At 39.1% G+C, this 2926-nt stretch carries 3 protein-coding genes; all 3 read right to left on the bottom strand.

What is annotated here, in order from left to right; all coding sequences use genetic code 11:
- On the bottom strand, window positions 1-219 hold a 219-nt coding region (locus tag F6K22_RS37470; RefSeq protein ID WP_293109865.1), incomplete at its 3' end, for a glycosyltransferase.
- Between the two features lie 638 nt (window positions 220-857).
- On the bottom strand, window positions 858-2741 hold the full coding sequence (ftsH2, locus tag F6K22_RS37465) for an ATP-dependent zinc metalloprotease FtsH2 (RefSeq protein WP_293109863.1): 1884 nt from the start codon (window positions 2739-2741) through the stop codon (window positions 858-860).
- Window positions 2741-2926 (bottom strand): hypothetical protein (locus F6K22_RS37460; protein ID WP_293109862.1); only part of this gene is annotated, 186 nt, incomplete at its 5' end. The genes F6K22_RS37460 and ftsH2, both read right to left, overlap by 1 nt.

Raw genomic sequence — 2926 nt, 5'->3', positions numbered from 1 at the left:
CATAAAACCTTTTGCTAATCCTTGATTATATTCAAAATTAACAATATGATCGACTCCAGACGCTTTAGCTACTTCTAAGGTTTTGTCAAAACTACCATCATTAATAATCAACCATTCTATCCGATCCACACCAGGAAGTTGTCGAGGTAATTCAGTTAGAGTCATTCCTAAAGTAGCTTCTTCGTTATAACAGGGGATTTGTATAATTAGTTTAGTCATTAATCTTTTTTCTCTTTATTTCTTTTGGGTAACTGGCGTAGTTTGTCCGCTTTCTGTAGTGCAGTGGCTTGACTTATCTATGGCGACCTGAACTTTACTTTCTTTTTTACTTTTGTCAACCTCTCTACCTCAAATTCTTACTAAAACTTATATATTCTTTAATTAGAAAACAATAATTTTATTATCTAAATAATTAGAGGTTTTTTGGGGCGAGGTTTACACTTTGTAATAATATTAGGACTGACGCAAAAGATCAAATTATACACCATCGAAAATTTTCTCCCCCTTCCCTCGCCCTCATCAGGGAAGTTTTTTTTAACCAAAATTTTAGTCTAGACCAGTTATGACAAAGAGCAAGTTTTTTATCCTAACCATTTAATCAGACATGATATAATATTAAATTTAATCAATGTTTGCTACAAACATCTGTTACTTATTTTCTATAACCAGAGTTTTGTCACATTATTTTTTCACTCTTAGTATAAGATTATATTTAATATTAAAAAAACTAAGAGTCAAGCAAAAAAAATACTTAACTCTTAGTTCTTCTTTGAAAGGTTCGGCACTTCAACTATTACTTAGATAGGGTAATATATCATCCTAAAATAACTATATGAAATTGAAATGCAGAAATTCAATTAAACGATTGGAACATAACGTTCTTTCTCAGGAACCTGAGTGTACTCAGCCACAATTTGTCGGAATTCGTCACCATCAATAGTCTCTTTTTCAATTAATAGATCGACTAAACGATCTATAACAACCCGGTTATCCCGCATCATCTGACAAGCTTCTTCATAGCAATGTTCTACAATAGTGCGAACTTGAGCATCAATACGAGAAGCAATTTCATCAGAATATTCTGAACGAGTCATCATGTCGCGACCCAAAAACACCTCACTTTGTCCAGTTTCCAAAGACAACGGACCCAAATTTGACATACCATAACGAGTCACCATTTGACGCGCCATTCCTGTAACCTGTTGTAAGTCATTACCAGCACCAGTAGTTACCTCAGCATCACCAAAAATTACTTTCTCAGCAGCGCGACCACCAAGAGCACCACTAATGCGAGCCAAAATTTGTGACCTGGAAATTAAACCTTGCTCTTCATTAGGCATAAACCAGGTGAGACCACGAGCTTGACCGCGAGGCACCAAAGTTACTTTTTGCACGGGGTCATGCTCTTTGAGTAGAGTACCAACAATAGCATGACCAACTTCGTGATAAGCAATAAGTCGCTTGCTCTTACCATCCATGAGCGGAGTACCTTCCATACCTGCAACCACTCGGTCTACAGCATCATCAATTTCCAGCATCGTAATTGCTTCTTTGCGACGACGAGCAGTCAGAATAGCAGCTTCATTCAATAGGTTAGCTAAATCTGCACCTGTAAAACCAGGAGTCCGACGAGCGATCGCCTCTAGAGATATTTCATTACTTAGCTTCTTATCGCGAGAATGAACGTTCAGAATTGACAAACGACCCTTAATATCAGGAGCATCAACAGTAACTTGACGGTCAAACCTACCAGGACGTAACAATGCAGAGTCTAAAACATCAGGACGGTTAGTCGCAGCAATAATAATAATTCCACTGTTACCTTCAAAACCATCCATTTCGGTCAATAATTGGTTTAGGGTTTGTTCTCTTTCATCATTACCTCCACCAATACCAGCACCACGTTGTCTACCCACAGCGTCAATTTCATCAATAAAGATAATGCAGGGGGCGTTTTCCTTAGCTTTTTTAAATAGGTCTCGTACGCGGGAAGCACCCACACCAACGAACATTTCCACAAATTCCGAACCAGAGATACTGAAGAATGGTACGCCAGCTTCACCAGCGATCGCCTTGGCTAACAAAGTTTTACCAGTTCCCGGAGGACCTACCAACAGCACACCTTTAGGAATTCGCGCTCCCACTGCTGTAAATCTTTCTGGTTTTTTCAGGAAAGTCACAACCTCTTGTAATTCTTCTTTGGCCTCATCAACCCCAGCCACATCATCAAACAGAACACCTGTTTTGGCCTCCATTGAGAAGCGAGCTTTAGACTTACCAAAGTTCATTGCTTGTCCAGGGCCACCAGGAACATTACTAGAGCGACGGAATAGGAAGAATAGACCCACAATCAATAAAATTGGGAAAATCAAATTTCCTAATAAACCCCATACCGCTCCTTCATTGCGTGGAGGGTGGCTGTCAAAATTAATATTTGCTTCTCGCAGACGGGAAATTAGGTCTGGGGAGTTGACAGGTAAATCTACCCGTAATCTTTCGACTTGGTTATTTAGTTCATCTACAGCTTCCACAATAGCTGTACGACCACCATCATAGAGGTCTACGCTTGTAACTCGATCTGCTTGTAAGTAGTCCAAAAATCTCCCATAGCTCATACGAGTTCTAGCAGTGTTACTACCCATATTTACTGCTGTTTGGGCAAATGCTCCTTGCCAGATAAAAAAACCAATGACCAAAGCTGGCAGACTCCAAAGTACAATGGTCCTCCAAGAAATTTTCATCAAAAAATGGCCTCTTTTAGTAAAATTGCATTAAATAAGGAAAAAGTGTAATTTTCTACACTCATAATCTTAACTAAATGTAACTTAACAATAGATATTAGGGCAAGTTTAATGCTTTTACCTATGGGATAGAGGAGTAAATGCCTTGGGTAGGTCTCCCGAGTTGAAGCAACTGGCGTGGTGTA

It is taken from the genome of Okeania sp. SIO2F4, assembly GCF_010672385.1.
GTDB lineage: Bacteria > Cyanobacteriota > Cyanobacteriia > Cyanobacteriales > Microcoleaceae > Trichodesmium.
This window is presented reverse-complemented; position numbering and strand designations above follow the sequence as displayed.